Annotated in this window: 15 protein-coding genes and 1 tRNA gene; 7 read left to right on the top strand and 9 right to left on the bottom strand. The window is 44.5% G+C overall.

The window, feature by feature from the left end; translation table 11 throughout:
* Positions 1 to 88: 88 nt before the first annotated feature.
* Positions 89 to 502 carry a YraN family protein gene (locus tag D8S85_RS17975; protein ID WP_228423263.1) on the bottom strand — a complete coding sequence of 138 codons (414 nt, stop codon included), beginning with the start codon at positions 500 to 502 and terminating at the stop codon, positions 89 to 91.
* 148 nt (positions 503 to 650) lie between these two features.
* Between D8S85_RS17975 and D8S85_RS17970 the strand changes: the two genes are divergently transcribed.
* Both D8S85_RS17970 and glmS read left to right on the top strand, forming a co-directional pair.
* The gene (locus D8S85_RS17970) at positions 651 to 1,457 is read left to right on the top strand and encodes a glycogen/starch synthase (RefSeq protein ID WP_106625163.1); all 807 of its coding nucleotides are present in this window, start codon (positions 651 to 653) and stop codon (positions 1,455 to 1,457) included.
* A gap of 73 nt (positions 1,458 to 1,530) precedes the next feature.
* On the top strand, positions 1,531 to 3,369 hold the full coding sequence (gene glmS, locus D8S85_RS17965) for a glutamine--fructose-6-phosphate transaminase (isomerizing) (RefSeq protein WP_106481680.1): 1,839 nt from the start codon (positions 1,531 to 1,533) through the stop codon (positions 3,367 to 3,369).
* A 30-nt stretch (positions 3,370 to 3,399) separates the two neighbouring features.
* Here glmS and galE read toward each other — a convergent pair whose 3' ends face one another.
* Complete coding sequence (galE, locus tag D8S85_RS17960) at positions 3,400 to 4,416, bottom strand: UDP-glucose 4-epimerase GalE (RefSeq protein WP_106481679.1); 1,017 nt, start codon at positions 4,414 to 4,416, stop codon at positions 3,400 to 3,402.
* A 128-nt stretch (positions 4,417 to 4,544) separates the two neighbouring features.
* On the opposite strand from galE, the gene D8S85_RS17955 reads away from it, so the two are divergent.
* On the top strand, positions 4,545 to 5,282 hold the full coding sequence (locus tag D8S85_RS17955) for an HU domain-containing protein (protein ID WP_106481678.1): 738 nt from the start codon (positions 4,545 to 4,547) through the stop codon (positions 5,280 to 5,282).
* Here the strand turns inward: D8S85_RS17955 and pssA are convergent.
* Complete coding sequence (gene pssA / locus D8S85_RS17950) at positions 5,218 to 6,060, bottom strand: CDP-diacylglycerol--serine O-phosphatidyltransferase (protein WP_106625162.1); 843 nt, start codon at positions 6,058 to 6,060, stop codon at positions 5,218 to 5,220. The two genes, D8S85_RS17955 and pssA, sit on opposite strands and share 65 nt — an antisense overlap.
* A gap of 93 nt (positions 6,061 to 6,153) precedes the next feature.
* Here pssA and D8S85_RS17945 point away from each other — a divergent pair, with 93 nt between their 5' ends.
* The gene (locus D8S85_RS17945) at positions 6,154 to 7,173 is read left to right on the top strand and encodes a glycosyltransferase family 9 protein (protein ID WP_106481677.1); all 1,020 of its coding nucleotides are present in this window, start codon (positions 6,154 to 6,156) and stop codon (positions 7,171 to 7,173) included.
* Between the two features lie 126 nt (positions 7,174 to 7,299).
* Here the strand turns inward: D8S85_RS17945 and D8S85_RS17940 are convergent, their stop codons facing one another.
* Positions 7,300 to 10,902: a sensor histidine kinase gene (locus D8S85_RS17940; protein WP_172726539.1), complete on the bottom strand. Its 3,603-nt coding sequence runs from the start codon at positions 10,900 to 10,902 to the stop codon at positions 7,300 to 7,302.
* A gap of 16 nt (positions 10,903 to 10,918) precedes the next feature.
* Positions 10,919 to 11,392: a 23S rRNA (pseudouridine(1915)-N(3))-methyltransferase RlmH gene (rlmH, locus tag D8S85_RS17935; protein ID WP_106625161.1), complete on the bottom strand. Its 474-nt coding sequence runs from the start codon at positions 11,390 to 11,392 to the stop codon at positions 10,919 to 10,921.
* A gap of 172 nt (positions 11,393 to 11,564) precedes the next feature.
* On the opposite strand from rlmH, the gene D8S85_RS17930 reads away from it, so the two are divergent.
* The 3 genes from D8S85_RS17930 (at position 11,565) to D8S85_RS17920 (ending at position 14,189) form a co-directional block, all read left to right on the top strand.
* A tRNA-Ile gene (locus D8S85_RS17930) sits at positions 11,565 to 11,638 on the top strand.
* A gap of 225 nt (positions 11,639 to 11,863) precedes the next feature.
* On the top strand, positions 11,864 to 12,403 hold the full coding sequence (locus D8S85_RS17925; RefSeq protein ID WP_106481675.1) for a flavodoxin family protein: 540 nt from the start codon (positions 11,864 to 11,866) through the stop codon (positions 12,401 to 12,403).
* A 13-nt stretch (positions 12,404 to 12,416) separates the two neighbouring features.
* Complete coding sequence (locus D8S85_RS17920; protein ID WP_106625160.1) at positions 12,417 to 14,189, top strand: 1-deoxy-D-xylulose-5-phosphate synthase; 1,773 nt, start codon at positions 12,417 to 12,419, stop codon at positions 14,187 to 14,189.
* A gap of 100 nt (positions 14,190 to 14,289) precedes the next feature.
* On the opposite strand, the gene D8S85_RS17915 is transcribed toward D8S85_RS17920, so the two are convergent.
* The 4 genes from D8S85_RS17915 to zwf form a co-directional block, all read right to left on the bottom strand.
* On the bottom strand, positions 14,290 to 15,063 hold the full coding sequence (locus tag D8S85_RS17915) for a Cof-type HAD-IIB family hydrolase (protein WP_106481674.1): 774 nt from the start codon (positions 15,061 to 15,063) through the stop codon (positions 14,290 to 14,292).
* Positions 15,064 to 15,404: 341 nt separating this feature from the next.
* Complete coding sequence (locus D8S85_RS17910) at positions 15,405 to 15,812, bottom strand: DUF2721 domain-containing protein (RefSeq protein ID WP_106481673.1); 408 nt, start codon at positions 15,810 to 15,812, stop codon at positions 15,405 to 15,407.
* An 11-nt stretch (positions 15,813 to 15,823) separates the two neighbouring features.
* Complete coding sequence (locus D8S85_RS17905; RefSeq protein WP_106481672.1) at positions 15,824 to 16,660, bottom strand: patatin-like phospholipase family protein; 837 nt, start codon at positions 16,658 to 16,660, stop codon at positions 15,824 to 15,826.
* Positions 16,657 to 18,159, bottom strand: a complete 1,503-nt coding sequence (zwf, locus tag D8S85_RS17900; protein WP_127075467.1) for a glucose-6-phosphate dehydrogenase — start codon at positions 18,157 to 18,159, stop codon at positions 16,657 to 16,659. The genes D8S85_RS17905 and zwf overlap by 4 nt, the downstream gene beginning before the upstream one ends.
* Position 18,160: the final 1 nt, after the last annotated feature.

The raw sequence follows: 18,160 nt of genomic DNA, 5'->3' as shown, positions 1-18,160 counted from the left end.
ACACAAGTATCCCTATTGACACTTTTCTTATGCCGGGTGGTTTTTCATATTCCTACCACACCACACACGACAAAAGCCACCCGGTTCTTTAAAACAAATCAATGGCTTCTTTTATATATTCCAGATGCATTTCTACACCGGTGACCACAACCAAATCGAATCGTATTTCCCGGTGAATGTTCTTTTTCGTCAAATAAGCAGCTCCCGCAGCTTGCAAATTTCTCCTCTTCTTGTAATCCAGCAAATCAAAAAGTGATACGTTGTCACTCTCCCGGGTTTTCACCTCCACCACGACCAATACCTCCCCGTCAAGACACACAAAATCCAGTTCCCGATGTCCCACCCGCCAGTTTCGTTCCAGAATCGTGTAACCCATATCCAAAAGATACCGGTTCACCTTTTCTTCTCCGTATTCACCCAGTTTGTTATGCCACGCCATAGTACAGTCTCCCCCTAATTTACAGCCTAAAAAGAGTTTCGCAATGTTATACAAATCTATCATAAACGCAAAATTTTTAGTCAAAAATTCTACACCCCGCATCGTTTTTAAGATTCAAGTGGTTTATTTCGAGAGAGGTTTATTTCGAACTAGTTTTGAAATCTGAACCAAAATGCCTATCTTTGTAAGGTTTTTGGGAAAAGTAGTAGTTATGGCTAAAAAAAGAGTTTTATTCATTTCTCAAGAGATAGTTCCTTATCTGCCGGAATCAGAGATGGCAAATATTGGAAGATTTCTACCTCAAGGGATACAAGACAAAGGTAAAGAGATTAGAACATTCATGCCCCGTTACGGCTGCATCAATGAAAGACGGAATCAACTTCACGAGGTAATTCGCCTTTCGGGGATGAACTTGATCATCAACGACACGGATCATCCGTTAATTATCAAGGTTGCCTCGATCCAAGCTGCACGAATGCAAGTTTATTTCATCGACAATGAGGATTATTTTCAACGTAAGTACACGATCTCCGACGAGGAAGGAAATTTTTTTCCGGACAATGACGAAAGATCTATTTTTTTTGCCCGGGGAGTATTCGAAACCGTGCGCAAACTCAGATGGGCTCCCGACTTGATTTATTGCCAAGGATGGTTCACCGCGCTGGTTCCCCTTTACCTGAAAAAGGAATATCATGATGACCCTGTTTTCTCCAAAACGAAAGTGGTATTCTCTACCTATAATGACAAATTCGACGGAAAGCTGGACGAAAAGTTCGGGGAAAAAGCGATCACGGAAGGAGTTTCCCGAAAAGATGTGACACTTTTAAAAGACCCGACACACACGAACATCAATAAATTGGCTTTCCAATATGCCGACGGAATCATTTTCAACCACAAAGACGTGGACGATGAACTCCGTACCTTCGCCTCCGATCTAAAGAAGCCCACCTTGGAATACCCGGGCGAGCAAAGTTACATCGAGGCTTATTCCGATTTTTTCGACAAGATTATTGAATAATTATATAAACAAGCGGCAATGGTTGTTATGCCGCTTGTTTTCATTTAATATAAATCATTAAAACATAACATTTATGTGTGGTATTGTAGGATACATCGGGCCCAAAGAAGCCTGTCCGATCTTAATTAACGGTCTGAAACGCCTGGAATACCGGGGATATGACTCTGCCGGAATCGCGTTGATCCATAATAATAACATCCAAGTTTACAAGTGCAAGGGAAGGGTACAAGACCTGGAACATCACATGGAACTGGAAGACACCAGTGCCACGATCGGCATGGGGCATACACGCTGGGCCACTCACGGGGAACCCAATGACACGAACGCGCATCCCCATACTTCCATGAACGGTCTTTTTTCCATCGTCCACAACGGTATTATCGAGAATCACGCTCTATTAAAGGAAAAATTGCAGGCCAGAGGCTATACGTTCCAAAGTGAAACCGACACGGAAGTGCTGGCAAACCTGATCGAGTATATTTACACGAAAGGCCAAGTCAATGCAGAGAATGCCGTGCGTCTGGCTTTAACCAAGGTTATCGGGGCATACGGACTGGTTGTTTTATGCAAGAACGAACCGGACCAGCTCGTGGTGGCGAGGAAAGGTAGTCCTCTCGTGATCGGCGTGGGACAAAGCGAATATTTCGTAGCCTCGGATGCTACACCTATCGTGGAATACACGAAAAACGTGATCTATTTGAATGATGACGATGTTGCCATCTTGAAGAGAGACGAGATGGTTTTGAAAACGATCAAGAACACCCCTGTTTCATTAAGCATCCAGCAGGTGGATATCGACATCGAGAAGATCGAGAAAGGCGGTTTTCCACACTTTATGCTGAAAGAGATTTTCGAGCAGGTAAATTCAATATACGACACGATCCGCGGACGCGTGAATGCCGAGGCTTCGGAAATCTATCTGGGAGGTATCTCCGAGATTATCCCGAAGATGGTCAATGCCCACCGCATCATCATTATCGGTTGCGGAACGTCATGGCACGCCGGAACGGTAGGCGAATATATCTTTGAAGAATTCACCCGTATCCCGGTAGAAGTGGAATACGCGTCGGAATTCAGATATCGCAACCCGATCGTGGACGCCAACGATATTGTTATTGCTATTTCACAGAGTGGCGAGACAGCCGACACGCTGGCGGCCATCAAGTATGCAAAGGCACACGGGGCTACGGTTATCGGCATTTGTAATGTCGTGGGATCAAGCATCGCCCGGGAAACCGATGCAGGAGTTTACACGCATGCCGGCCCGGAAATCGGGGTTGCCTCCACGAAAGCTTTCACGGCTCAAATATCCGTGTTGGTCATGATGGCCTTACAGATCGGCCACCGCAAGGGGACATTATCCGACGAACTGTACAAAAAGTATATCCAAGAATTATATAATTTACCGGACAAAGTAAAAGCGATTTTGGAAAAGAATGACAAGATCAAAGAGATTGCAGCCATTTACAAAGACTCCACGAACGCTATTTACCTGGGAAGAGGTTGTCAATTCCCGGTTGCCCTGGAAGGTGCGTTAAAACTGAAAGAGATTTCTTACATCCACGCGGAAGGTTACCCGGCAGCAGAAATGAAACACGGCCCGATCGCATTGATCGACGAGAATATGCCGGTTTTTGCCATTGCCACGAATGACAATTATTACGATAAGATCGTTTCCAATATCAAAGAGATCCAATCCCGGAAAGGACACGTGATCGCTCTTGTCAACGATAACGATACACAGGTAAAAAAACTGGCAGAACACGTGATCGAAATCCCCGAAACGCTGGAATATCTGTCACCGCTTCTGAACGTGATCCCGTTACAACTCATTTCCTATCACATTGCTGTAATGCGAGGTTGCAACGTGGATATGCCGAGAAACTTGGCTAAATCCGTAACCGTTGAATAGACTAAAAAAGGTGGGAAATCCCACCTTTTTTTACTTATTTAGTGTTTGCTGCCATTTCCAAGCATTCGCCAGCGTCTCCTCGATGGGTGTGACCGCTTTCCATCCCAGTTCATTATTAGCTAAAGTTGTATCGGCCCAGACTTTCTCTATATCCCCGGCACGACGTCCCACGATCTTGTAATTCACTTTCACCCCGGTTGCACGCTCGAAGGCATGAATAATTTCCAACACGGAAAGGGCTTTCCCCGTACCGATATTGAAAAACTCGTAATTCTTTTTATTCTTCCCTTCCAACAACCGATGAATGGCCACCACATGCGCTTTAGCCAAGTCTACCACGTCAATATAATCCCGTAATGGAGAACCGTCTGGCGTGTTATAATCGTCACCAAACACGCTCAACTGCTCCCGAATCCCAATAGCCGTTTGTGTCAAGTAAGGAATCAAATTATTGGGCACTCCATTGGGCAACTCCCCGATAAACGCTGTCGGATGAGCCCCGATCGGGTTAAAATAACGCAAAGCCAACGCCTTCATGTCCGGCTCCACCCGCATCAGATCCCGAATAATATCTTCACTCATCACTTTCGTGTTCCCATAAGGAGATTCAGCCTCATGACGAGGTGTTTTTTCCGTTACCGGCAACACATCGGCTTGCCCGTACACCGTGCAAGAAGAAGAAAACACCAAATTCGGCACCTTGAATTCCCGCATACAAGTCAACACGTTCATCAAAGAGTTCAAATTATTGAAATAGTACTCCAAAGGCTTGTTCACCGACTCTCCCACGGCCTTCAAAGCGGCAAAATGAATCACGGCCCGAAGATCCGAATGGCGAGCAAAAAAATCCCGTGTAACCTCCCGATCGGTAAGGTCTATCTCCTCGAACTCGGGACGAATTCCCGTGATCTTTTCTATCCCGTCTAGTACATCCAAACTCGAATTCACTAGATTGTCAGCAATAATTACATCATACCCATTCTTCTGGAGTTCGACCACCGTGTGGGAACCTATATACCCAGTACCTCCTGTCACAAAAATTTTCATACGCCCATAATTTTATCTCAATTTATAACATTCTGAGTGTCTGCAATAGACACAACAAAGTAAATAATAATAATCCGAAATGCCTAAAATCAGTTTGACAACCTTACGTTTTTTCTTACCTTTGTGGCATGAATAAATATGTTGAACACATCGAAGAATTGCTCTATTTGCATGATTGCGTGATCGTTCCGGGATTCGGAGGGTTCATTTGCGACTACACGTCCGCAAGCATCAACGAGAAAACGGGGATCATCGTTCCCCCGTCTAAAAAAGTCGTGTTCAACAAGTATCTGAAACAAAATGACGGTCTCTTGATCGATTGGATCGCACGTAAAGAACAGGTTGATTACGAAAAAGCGCAACGACGTTTGGCTCTATTCTGTGAAGAGGTCAAGGTACGTCTGAATCAGAAACAAAAAGTGGATTTCGGAACAATCGGGACTTTCTCGGTCGACCGTCGGTTTAATATTCTTTTTGAATCCAAAAACCATAACTTCTTACCGGACGTGATTGGTATGGAAACCCTGCCTTTGGTAACTGTCAACGGGAAGAAGGCTCGCAAAACCCAAGAAGAGGTGATTAACACCGAATCCGGTAATCTGGTTACCCGTTTATTCAAATTCGGTTTGTCGGCAGCCGTTGTGACCGGAATCGTGGTGATTTCCCAACAGGATATATTCCAAGGAGACGGGGTGACGAATATGACAAACATGCAACCCTCCCCGATAAAAAACAAAACAATCCTCGTGGAGAATCCAGCCGTGATCTCTCCTACATACGATTTTGTGGATTATGACCCGATTATTGATCTGCCCGAGCCGTCAGTTTCACGACAAGCACAATCAAGTAAGCCGGAAAGACAATAAACAAGGCTGCCCATTTCAATAACAGGAAGAGTAGCACGAGTACCCCCCAGAACCTCCAGTTCCATTTCTTCTTGAAATCATAACAAGAGATCAATATATAAACGGGGATCATACAGGATAATGCTTTCACACCCCAAATGACAAAACCGATTATTACAGCCCCCAAAAAACAATACAAGAGAGCATTCCCGTTCCATGAGAAGTTGATCAATTTCAACGAGAACATCGGGATTTCACTGATCAGCAAGATCGCCAGCACCAAGGCAAAAAGAGCCAACAGCCACGGTTTGCCCCACATCGCCATGAAAAATTCTTCCTGATGATAACGGGTAAATACCAGCATCACCCAAAACAAAGCATTCGACGGGGTTGGCAAACCGATAAACGAATGAGTTTGCCGCACATCCAGATTGAATTTAGCCAAACGATAAGCCGAAAAAGCCGGAACCAGAAACGGCACGTACATAAACGTCCCCTGCCAGGGATTCGCAGCGAACAACTCTCCACCACCATACCCCAGATCGCGAATCAGGAAAAAAGCCATCACGGAAGGCATTACCCCGAAACTAACCATGTCGGCCAAGGAATCCAGTTCCTTGCCCATTTCCGACTTCACGTGCAACAATCGAGCAGCGAAACCGTCAAAGAAATCAAACACCATTGCCAGAATCACGAGCCAAGCAGCAAGATACAAATAGCCGTGAAAAGCGGCATAAATAGCCACCGTGCCGGACGTAACATTCATACAGGTAATCAGATTGGGTATATGTTTCTTCATGATATTACTTTTTATGATCTGAGCACGAAAATAGTTCTTTTTACGATAGATAAACGACATTTTTATTACTTTTGTTGCAAATTCGTTTTAGATATGGCTAAATTTCTCATTATCAGGTTCAGTTCCATCGGAGACATCATCCAATGTATGAATGTCGTAAACGGTATAAAGAACCATTTCCCCGATGCCGAAATCCACTGGATTGCCCGAAAAGATATGGGTTCTTTTCTCAACATGGACAAACGCATCGACCGGGTGTGGGGATTCGATAAGAAAACGGGATTCAAAGGTTTACTACAAATGGCCCGTCAACTGAAAGCCGAAAAATTTGATTATATCTATGACGCTCATAGCAACATCCGCTCCAACATCTTGAAAGCCGTGTTACTCCCGCCCTTTTACCATCTTTTCCCAAGAGGGCCACACTACACACTACGCCACAAGGATCGCTGGAAACGATTCCTGCTTTTCAATCTACGGATAAATAAGTTCGACAAACCGTTCCGGGGTATCGTTTCTTACCAGAAACCATTAGCCACGTGGGGCATCACGAATTTTGAATCCGATTACAGCGATTGGAATTTCCCGGCAGAGTATGAGGAAAGATTTCGTCGCACACTTACCCCAAAGACAATCACGCTCGTCCCTTCCGCCAACTGGGAAATGAAACGCTGGCCGGTCAGTAATTGGCAACAAGTAATACAGCTTATGCCCGACTATCGTTTTATCATTCTGGCAGGTCCGACCGACACGTTCTGCGAAACGATCAAGGCCATCGCTCCCGAAAGAGTCAATAACCTGGCAGGTAAAACCAGCCTTTTGGAATCTTGTTATCTCGTGAAACAATCCAATCTCGTGATCAGCGGGGATACCGGCTTCCTTCATGCCGCAGACCTATTCCACACGAAAGCCATCGCCTTGATGGGTCCAACGGCTTTCGGTTATCCCACGGGCAAACAGTCCGAAGTCATCGAAGTCGATCTTCCCTGCCGCCCCTGCACCAAAGACGGTCACGGTAAATGTAAACAATCCACCTGGCAGAAATGCATGGTTGACATTCTCCCTAAACGTGTAGTCGACACAGCTCTAAGAATTTTAGATTTTAAATTTTAAATTTCAACAGCAAGGGGCTAACGCTTATTATATGATTTCGTGATTTCCGATCAGGTGTTTCCCTCTCGCAAAGCAATACTTTTTTGATCGTAAATCGTAATTCATAAATCATAAATTATTTAGTTTTCAATTGTCTTGTTTCAGCACCACATAAAACGTTGTTCCTTCATTCTCTACACTTTCAAAAGTGATTGAGCCTCCCATCGCTTCTATAATTTTGTAGGACATCGTTAATCCTAGTCCCGTACCTCCGGACTTCGTCGTGAAATTAGGCTCGGAGATCCGATCCCGAATGTTTTCCGGAATTCCGCAACCATTATCTTTAATAAGCAATATAATCTTACCCAACACCGTTTTCAGTCGTACCAACACGTGCCCTTTTCGTTCTTCCGGAATACTCTGTTCCGCATTCTTCAACAAATTCACAATTACCCGGTTCACCTGATCCCGATCACCGTACACGGAAACATTCGGTTCTATATCACATTCCATTGTGTCCACATTCTCATGAAACAATTTTGCACACCCGTTTACCAGTTCACTCAGATCAAACCACTCGTTATTTGCCTCCTGCAACTTGGCAAAATCAGAGAAAGCCGAGGCAATTGATGCCATATGATCAATCTGTTCGATCAACACGGCCGAGATATCTTTGAATCGTTGACGCACTTCCTCCATATTCCCCCTCTGCAACGTGCGCTGCATAAATTGCAAATTCAATTTCATCGGGGTCAACGGGTTTTTGATCTCGTGAGCAATTTGCCGGGCCATTTCCCGCCAAGCGCTCTCCCGTTCCGACTTCGCCAACTTCTTCACGTTCGCCTCCAATTTATCAACCATCTCGTTATACTCTTTCACCAGCATACCGATTTCATCCCGCTCATGGTACACGATCTTCTCGTTCTTCCCCCCCACCCTCATTTGACGCAATTTCTCATTCACGACTTGTAGTGGTTTCATGATTCGCTCCGCCACGATACTTGACAAGATAAAGGCAAGCACCATCACGATCATGGCTATATTCACCGCGATAATCACAATCAATAAAATATCCTTGTTCAGTTCCTCCCCACGGGTAAAATAGGGGATACTCAACACGTACCTTTCCCCATTTTCCAGCACCAACGGCATATACACAGCCATGTATGTCAACTCCACGATTTTTTCATCTTGAACAAAGTTAATTTGTTCCTTTTCAATAATTTGTTCAAAAGCCTTCGGATTCAACAATGTCCCGTCAAATCCCTTCTCGAATATCACGGGACGAGAAGTCGCCACGAGAACTCCATCCCAATTATAGATATTAATATCTACCCAAAGTACCTCAGACATATCCTTTAACTTTTTCAATATCTGGGGACACTTTGCAGCATCCATACAATCATTATGCTCCAATTCATCTGTTATATACCGAGACAACTCGATCACTTTCGAACTATGTCGACGTTCAAAACTCTTGGCATTCATGACAATACTCATGATTGTCATGATCAAGAACAACGCACCGATCAACGTGATAATATTCTTTTTAATCCTCAACGTGAGACTCGTCTGTCGAAAACTTCCCCATCCCCTGTCAAACCGGAAGAACATCCCGTAAGAAGTTAAGATACCACTGACAAAAATAGCGTACAACAGGTTCAAATAGTAGAGTGCAAACACGTCATCCCCCAAACTGACAATACACACCCCGTCATTCTCCACGGGAATCACCATGTGCGAAAACCTGTCCATGTTCATAATACGGGCGTGTTCGATCTTCCCGAAACGCTCCAAATAACGCGGATAACTAAAGTCTCCTTTGGAATCCACCAGTATTCCATTCTTGTACTTCGCATAAGAATAAGGATAACGTGCTTCCTTCTCCACGCCGATTTCCCTTGATAAAATCTGGGCATACCCTATCCCTTCATGCCGGTTTTTCGACTTGAAACGGATATACACGCAATTACTCCCCTGAGGAGTGGAGAAAGAAAAACGACCGAGATATTCAGCTACCCCGTCAAAATCCTTTATACTGAAAAATGATGTGTAACCAATACGGGTTCCCAAACTATCAATCAGCTTATCGTAAAACTCGTCACAACTATACTTTTTAAAAGTAGGTGTCAACAATATCGAATCCCGAGGATCACATATCATTGCCTTACAAGTATAATAGAAACCTGTCATATCCAGCAACTCACTTGAAATATAATCCGACAACAAATCCAAATCTCCTACCTTCACTAACGAATCTACCTCCTGGCTTTGTTTTATTTTATCGTTAACTTCCAGTAATTTATATTCAAAAATCGGGTCTCGTTCTTTGATAATCTCGTTCGCAAAACTTGCCCTCACCCCGTGTTCCCGATGGATCTCGCTACTTTTTGCCAAGAAAATGATATAAATACAAACCACCACTAGCGCAATCATGAAGATACTCTTCTGTGCATCCTGTTTCATCAAATACACCCCCAAAATAAACAAGATATAAAGCGCCAACGGGAAAAGACACTCCAACGGGGACAGAGAGAAATTAAAGAAATAACAAAGTGCCGCACAAAAAACAAGTACGCCAGTTACACCCAAAAACGCCTGAGTAATAGAGAATAAATTCCTGAAGTAACGCACAGAACTATTAATCAGCACGATAAACCCCATCCCGGCAATAATCAACGTGATAAAAGCCACTATCGATGAGAAATCAACATTAATAAGACGGGCTATATTCAAGCTGACTTGCGTGCTTTCAATTAACATGTTTATCGAAAAGTGTAATAAATTCGTGTAGAAGAAAACACCTATCACAAATCCCACTAGGAATATATATTTATAATGGACCAAACGAGGCTCATCATATTTAATTTTCAGCTTGTTAAAGGTAATGAAAAAATAATGTGCCAGACAGAACATCGTGACAAACAAATCTCCCACCGACACAATAAACCCTCCCCCAATTTGCCCCGTCATGAAAATAGGTAGAGAATAAAGCACTTGTGGCACCTTGTAATCAATCATCAAAGAACGCAACAGCATGATGAAAAAGAAGAATCCGAACACGTGGAATAATTGTATCCGGAACGACCGGGCCCGATCCAAGGATATTTCGTAAGCATAGAACAGCAAGAAAAGATACAAAATATAGGGAATCAACAGAAAATAAGAGGGAATGACATCCCCACGTTCCACCCGACTCTCGATCTTGAACAACGGTCTCCCGTCCCGGTTGTACACAAGTTGACCACCTTTTTCCCATATCTCCCGGACAATTACCTTACTCGCATAATCCAAGTTTTCGCCTAATGACGGGTTAAAATGATTTTTCACGTAATTACTCGAATACGGGTAATCCTCCTTTATAAACAGAAGCGCATAATAAACCGTATCCCCGACGACATGTCTACGAACATCAAAATAAAGATTATTAATCTTCACGAAGTCATTTCCCGCGGACAATATCTCGTACAAACGAGGTGAACCGACTCTCTCGTTACTCCAATAAACTAACTTACTTCCCTTAAAACCAACCAGCACAGACTGTTTACCTTTCCATTCCGGCTTTTTCCGCTCTGCCTCATAATCAAGTTTCCGCAACTGATCGTCAAGCCGCTTCTCTTCAAACTTCAATCGTTCTTGAAAAAGAAACAGCTTCTTGTCTGCAGACCAATCATTCAGAGAATACTCCCACAAAGAGCCCACGATCAGGCAGAACATGGCAAGTGACAGTACAAGCCAAAATTTCTTCATGCTTTTCATCCTCATTTTATTCATGATGATAAGGTTCTCCTTTCAATATAGTCATTGCCCTGTATAATTGTTCCGTGAAGATCATCCTCACCATTTGGTGAGAAAAAGTCATCTTGGATAGTGATATTTTCATATTTGCACGTTTATATACTTCTTCCGAAAAACCGTAAGGTCCCCCGATGATAAATACAAGTCGTTTCATACTTGTCAGCATCTTCTGTGCCAAAAAGTTCGCAAAAGCCTTCGAAGTGTACTCGTTCCCCTTCTCATCCAACAAAATTATGTAATCCGCTGTCTCCAACTGTCCCAATAATAACTCGCCCTCCCGTTCTTTCTGTTGTATCTCGCTCATGTTTTTCGTGTTCCGCACATCCGGAATCACCTTCATCTCGTAAGGGATATAATATTTCAAACGTTTCTCATACTCGGCAATTCCCGCCCGTACAAATTCCACATCCGTCTTTCCTATCACTAGCAAACAAACTTTCACACCACGAATTTTATCAATTATACTAATAAGTTCATCTACACGCAAATGTAAATAAATTTATGGTATCTTCCACAAACCATCAAAAAAAAGCCCTCCAATATTTGCCCGAATTTTAATAAAACACTATATTTGCACCCGTTAAAGGCTAACCACTTTAACACACGCAAGTGTAGGTCCTATAGCTCAGCTGGTTAGAGCACCTGACTCATAATCAGGGGGTCCTTGGTTCAAGCCCAAGTGGGACCACTTCTTACACAACAAACTCGCTGAAAATCAGCGAGTTTTTCTTTTTATAGTACGGTATTTGGTACACTATCGTTGATTCCCCTTTCATGGATCAACAGCAAAATCCGTAATTTAGGTACACATCTCTGTAATTTATATACAAGCAGGACACAGGAAGCGATGTAATTTTGTAACATAAAATCATGAACACAACATACTGGAATAATCATTATAAAAAATCATATTATGGCAAAAAGAATTTTAATTCTCTCTTCCAGTCCCCGGAAAGGCGGAAACTCCGACACTTTGTGCGATGAATTTTTGCGGGGAGCTAAAGAAGCAGGACATGACGTTGAAAAAATTTTCTTACGAGATAAAAAGATCAACTACTGCACGGGATGTAGCACGTGTAGCCTGTATCACAAACCCTGTCCGCAAAAAGATGATGCAGCGGAGATCATTGACAAGATGGTGGCAGCAGACGTTATCGTCATGGCAACACCCGTCTATTTTTACACGATGAGTGCCCAGATGAAAACCTTGATCGACCGATGCTGCGGTCTCTACACGGAAATGAACGACAAAGAGTTTTATTTCATCATCACGGCAGCTGAAGATAATAAAGAAAACATGATGCGCACCGTGGACACGTTCCAAGGATTTCTTGATTGCTTGGAAAATCCCACCATCAAAGGGGTTGTCTTCGGACTAGGCGTATGGCACGTCGGAGAAATCAAAGGCCACCCGGCCATGCAAGAAGCGTATGAAACAGGAAAACGAGTATAAATTTAGAAAAACTATGTACTTAGAAAACATTAACTCCCCGGAAGACGTGAAGCGTCTTTCCTTCGAAAATTTAAATATACTGGCGGATGAAATTCGTCACGCCCTACTAACCAAACTAAGTGCCCATGGCGGACACATCGGACCTAACCTGGGAATGGTAGAGGCCACGATAGCCCTACATTACGTGTTCAACTCGCCGGTGGACAAAATCGTGTATGACGTGTCGCATCAAAGCTACACCCATAAAATGTTAACCGGGCGTAAAGATGCTTTCCTTCACGCGGAAGAGTACGATGACGTGTCCGGTTATACCAACCCGCAAGAAAGCAAACACGACTTCTTCACGATCGGTCACACGTCAACCTCCGTAAGCCTCGCCTGCGGGTTAGCCAAAGCCCGAGATTTAAAAGGGGATCATGAAAATATTATCGCCGTGATTGGCGACGGTTCCCTGAGTGGCGGAGAAGCCTATGAAGGGCTAAGCAATGCCGCGGAAACAGGCACCAACCTGATCGTGGTCGTTAATGACAATGAAATGTCTATTGCCGAGAATCATGGCGGTTTGTACCAAAACTTGAAAACCTTGAGGAACACGGACGGCCAAGCGCCTTGCAATTTTTTCAAATCGCTCGGACTTGATTATATTTACGTGAAAGATGGGAACGATATTACCGCCTTGATACACGCTTTCACGCAAGTAAAAGACGCTTCCCATCCCGTCGTCGTGCATATCCACACGCTAAAAGGAAAGGGGTACACTCCCGCGGAAACCTACAAGGAAAAATTCCACTGGGGTATGCCGTTCAAACTGGAAACCGGAGAACCTTTGTCTAACGGGGGAAACACGGAAGATTACGGCAACCTGACGGGAAAATTCCTGCTGGAACAAATACAAAAAGATCCTACCGTGGTAGCCATCTCTTCGGGTACTCCCGCGGTAATCGGTTTTAATCCCGAACGCAGGCAACAAGCCGGGAAACAATTCGTTGATGTGGGAATAGCCGAAGAACACGCCGTGGCTCTTGCATCCGGTATCGCGGCCAATGGCGGGAAACCCGTGTATGGGGTTTACAGCACGTTTATCCAACGGTGTTACGACCAACTGTCACAAGATTTATGTATCAACCGAAACCCGGCAGTTATTTCCGTGTTCCTGGGTGGTTCCGCCGGGATGAACGATGAAACCCATCTTGGATTTTTCGATATCCCGCTTATCAGCAATATCCCGAACATGGTGTATCTGGCCCCGACTTGCAAAGAGGAATATTTTGCCATGTTGGAATGGGGTATCAAACAAACCACGTACCCTGTTGCCATTCGTGTTCCGGGACCGGTTGTTATTGAAAGCGAAGAGACCTTTGACACGGATTACAGTGAATTAAACCGTTATAAAATCACCCGCCAAGGGGAACGGGTGGCTGTCATCGCGCTCGGAAATTTCTACCCGCTAGGAGAGTCCGTATGCCAGAAGTTACAAAAAGAAACCGGGATACAGGCCACATTGATCAATCCTCGCTATATCACGGGAGTTGACAAACAAATGCTGGAAGATTTAAAGGCCAATCACCAACTGGTGATCACGTTGGAAGACGGTGTACTGGACGGTGGGTTCGGGGAAAAGATTGCCCGCTATTACGGGGATTCCGAGATGAAGGTCAAGAACTACGGTCTGAAGAAAGAATTTGCCGATCGCTTTGTTCTGGAAGAACTGTTAAAAGAAAATCATTTGACAGACACGCAGATCACGAACGAGATTCGGGAAATCTTAGATAAAAAACAAGACTAAGTTTTAGGTTTATATGTAGCAACCAGCAACTAAAAAAGTAGACATTTTTAGTGCAAAAGTCCGGACTTTCAATAGTTCGGACTTTTAAATTCCCAAACAACTAAATCACCCCAAAATGCCGTAAAGCCTTTTCAACTCCATCCTCATCCACGGAATCGGTAACATAATCCGCTGCCCGCTTCACCTCGTCTTCCGCGTTGCCCATTGCCACCCCGATCCCGACGTGTTTCAACATGAGAACATCATTTCCCCCATCCCCGAAAGCCATCGACTCATCCAACGATATTCCAAAATAATCCAACATCTTATCCACCCCCACTTGCTTACTACTTCCTTTCGGAATAACATCCGAGAACAACGGATTCCAGCGGGTCGCCTCGCAATGCGGCATAACTGCCATGATTGCTTTCTCCTGTTCTTTCGTGAAAAAAGCCACCAACTGAAAAATATCACCTGTGGCAGCCTCCCGTAAAGGCAGAGTAGGAGGTTGCGGAAAATTCAACAAACGAAAGACCTCGTCTGTCCGTTCATCCGTGTAATTGATACAAAATGCATTCTCATGCACAAAAATACAAGGGAAATTTTCTCGTTCTTCCATGTATTGCACCAAAGAAACCATATCCTCCGACGGCATACTGTGCTTATAAATCACTTGCTCTCCCACAATACAATATCCCCCGTTCAACGTAACATAACCGTCAAATTGTAAATCTTCTAAATTATTAATAGCCAGCAATTGTCTTCCACTCGCGATAAACACCCGAACACCTTTAGCTCGTAAAGCGGCTATCGCCCTTTTCGCGGAATCCGGAACCCGATGTGTCTTAAAGCTGACCAACGTCCCATCAATATCAAAAAATACAGCTTTTATCATATCATCCTAATTTCAACGCAAAAATACAGATTTACTCAACAACTCTCATTGACTTAAATCAAAATTTATAGGAAGAAGAAAACAGTCGGGAATGATATGGTATCGAAAAGAAGGCAGTATTTCTGTTGGTGTGATGATCTGCCATACCGACTGTTTTCTGTAGATCAAGTTCAAATTCTTTCACATTGCAAATATACAAACAATTTTCAATATTACACTATTTTTAATCCAATATTATTTACATTTATTGAAATAAAGAGCTATTTGCACTGTTTCAAAACAAATCGGACGGCTTCATCAATAAAAAATCATCCATTCTCCCCCTTTGCAAGCTACTTTCATTACTCCTGCTCTTTTCCCGCCTCCACGTTATCCAGCCTATATTCCAACGCCTTCACCGAAATCAATATCTCTTTCACGGAAATTCCCAATGAAATCACCAACAGCAACAAGGCTATACCAAACGTGTAGACGGCTAAAGTCTGCAGGCCAATATAAATAAAAAAGGTACAAACCACGCAAAGTAACAAACTGATCACCCCGTAAATTTGCATCGACCGAGCCAAGTAAAGCCGCTTCCGTAAATTATCCAGTTGCAACTTGGTCATCGTACTTGGCCGATTCTCATGCTCCCCCTTCAAATTCCGAATCACTTGAGCATACGCCAAGAAACGATTCGTGTAAGCCAACATAATCAACGATATCGCTGAAAACAAGATAGAAGGAGTTGTCAACGTAAGCTCTTCCATGGCAGCAACATTTAAATACCCAACACTTTACGAGCACATTCGTACCCTTGATTATACAAATCCGTCAATTTCTCCACGTCCTGTTCAATCCGATCCACCTCCAACGGTTTCTCCGGACGAATCAAGACCACTTTCCCCTCCCGCTCCAACTGTTCCAGGAAATCAAGCGTCTCGTTATAACGTTTATTCTTCACTCTCAAACTCTCCCGCAAGGCCGGATACTTACGATACATGAACCAAGGCAACGACTTCTCCTTTTCATCTTTCCGGTAACCTTTATTACGCGTCAATACCACCACGTTACGATCGAACCCGTCAGCTATAGCCTTCCGGATCGGGATGGCATCACAAATTCCCCCGTCCAGCATGGGTACTCCGTCCACGTGAGTGATCGGGCAAACAAAAGGCAGGCTGCAAGAAGCCCGACAGATATTCAGCAAACGCACGGGATCGTGCTTTTCCTCGAAATAATTCGCCTCTCCCGTCCTGCAATTACTTGTCACCATCACGAAACGCTCCGGGGAAGCAAAGTACGTATCATAATCGTACGGAATAATCCGGGTGGGGAAATCATCAAAAATAAGATCAAAATCCATGATACTCCGCTTCGTAAAAAAATAACGGAACCCGATATAATGATACTTGTCCAACAAATCAATATTACACGCCTTGGCCCGTCCTCGTTGACGGGATGCGTAAGAAAGCCCGTTACACGCCCCGGCTGAAACACCGATCGTGTAAGGGAAATAAATCTTTTTATCCATCAAGAAATCCAGTGCTCCGGCAGTAAAGACACCTCTCATCCCACCACCTTCAAGCACCAATCCCGTATGTGAATCCAATATCATAACCAACAAACATTTTTATCTTCTTTTAAAACAGGAGGAACCACATCCCACACATCACTCAAGTCCGGTCCTTCGCTTCCCGCCGCATACGTCCGCAATTGCTCTCCCGGGTGTTCCCGCCAATAATTTACGATCGGATCGATAAACTTCCAACTGGCCTCCAAGGCATCATCCCGCGTGTAGAGCATCGAATCCCCCTGCATGGCATCCAGTAACAAACGCTCGTAAGCCCCCGGCAGATAATTGTTGCACAGGGAAGCATACAGGAAATCCATCCCCACCTGTTTCACCGTGAAACCACCACCCGGCATTTTCAACCCGAACTTCAGCATCACCCCCTCATCCGGTGTCATACGAATAATCAACTGGTTACAGGACGCCCCCTCACATTGTCCCTGAAACAACTTGTGCGGCGTCGACTTGAAATGAATCACCACCCCGGAACGCTTATCCTTCAAACGCTTGCCCGTGTATATATAAAACGGCACATGACTCCAACGCCAGTTATCAATAAACACTTTCAACGCCACGTAAGTCTCCATGTCGGAATTCGGAGCAACATCCTTTTCCTGCAAATACCCGACCACGGGCTGCCCCTTTGATTCCCCGGCCACGTATTGCGCCCGGACAACATTGCGGGGAATATCCTCCCCCCTCCACGGACGAAGCGAGCGCAACACCTTCACCGTCTCGTCGCGAATCACCTCCGGTTCCATCGTCGCCGGAGACTCCATCGCCACGAAAGCCAGCAACTGCATCAAATGGTTTTGCACCATATCCCGCAAAGCCCCCGTCGTTTCGTAATACTTTCCCCGGTTCTCGATCCCGAGCGATTCCAAGGCATATATCTCCACGTAATCCACGTAATTCCGGTTCCACAGGGATTCGAATATCTCGTTTGCAAAACGCAAGACCAATATATTCTGTACCGTCTCCTTCCCCAAAAAATGATCGATGCGATAAATCTCCCGCTCACAGAACACCTGCAACAAGGCTCTATCCAACTCCTTCGCCGTCTCCAAACTTGTCCCGAAAGGCTTTTCCACCACGATCCGGTGCCATCCGCCCCGTTCCTTTACTCCAAACAGACAACTTCTCCCAATGTATTTCGTGATTGCCTGCTGGGAATTCGGCGGAGTTGCCAGATAATACACCACCCGCGTCGGGATAGCGTTTTCCTCCATCAAAAACATCACCCGTTCCCCCAACTCATCGGCTCCCTCCACCGGGTCAAAAGGCTGGTAGTACACTTTCTGCAAGAAACGATCCACCTCTTCCCCCTTCAAGCCTTTTTCCCCTTTCAACTCCTCCAACATCAAACGGATCGACAAACGGAACTCGTCGTCACTCATGGATTTCCTCGAAGTCCCCAAAATAACAAAACGCTCCGGCAACATCTGCCGCACGTGCAACTCGTACAACGAGGGCATCAACATCCGTTTGGTCAAATCGCCCGATGCCCCGAATATAACTAATACCTGATCCTCCGGTCTATTCATA

The sequence above is a fragment of the Butyricimonas faecalis genome (assembly GCF_003991565.1).
GTDB lineage: Bacteria > Bacteroidota > Bacteroidia > Bacteroidales > Marinifilaceae > Butyricimonas > Butyricimonas faecalis.
Note: the sequence above shows the minus strand (reverse complement) of the source record. Positions and strands in the feature narration are given on the sequence as shown.